Origin of the sequence: Pseudonocardia sp. EV170527-09, from assembly GCF_008369905.1 — a bacterium.
In the GTDB taxonomy this organism is placed as follows: Bacteria; Actinomycetota; Actinomycetes; order Mycobacteriales; family Pseudonocardiaceae; genus Pseudonocardia.
In genome coordinates, this window is record NZ_VRMC01000296.1 from 1 (window position 1) to 625 (window position 625).

The 625-nt window shown below is 68.2% G+C and carries 1 pseudogene; it reads left to right on the forward strand.

Features of this window, described 5'->3' with window-relative positions:
- Nucleotides 1-68: 68 nt before the first annotated feature.
- Nucleotides 69-625, forward strand: a pseudogene (locus FVA95_RS33380) (transposase); the annotation flags it as partial.

Genomic DNA, 625 nt, shown 5'->3' on the forward strand with positions numbered 1-625 from the left:
GGGACTGCCCAGACTTCGGTTGACTCCTGACCTGTGAGGACGTCCTCCTCGCTGGAAGGATCGACACCGTGCCCAAGCCGTTCCCGACCGAGTTCCGCCACGATGTGGTCGCGGTCGCCCGCCAGGGCGACCAGTCGATCGCTCAGGTCGCCCGGAGCTTCGGGGTCTCGGAGTCCTGCCTGTCGCGCTGGCTGCGCATCGCCGACCGCGAGGACGGCATCGAGCCTGGCAAGTCAGCCCCTGCCGGGCCGACGGCCGGGACGGACCTCGAAGCGGAGAACCGTGAACTGCGTCGGCGGACGAAGCAGCTCGAGCAGGAGAACGAGATCCTGCGCCGCGCTACCGCCTATTTCGCCCGCGACGTCCTCCCAAAATGATGTACCCGCTGGTCCTCGACCTCGCCGACGACAAGATCCCTGTCGCGGTGACCTGCCGGGTGCTCGGCTTCTCCAAACAGGCCTTCTACCAGTGGCGCGCCAAGCCGGTCTCCGACCGCGACTACGACGACGCACACCTGATCAACGCCGCGTTCGACGTCCACCACGACGACCCCGAGTTCGGCTACCGGTTCATCGCCGACGAACTCGCCACGCAGGGCCACACCGCCTCCCGCACCCGGGTCGGC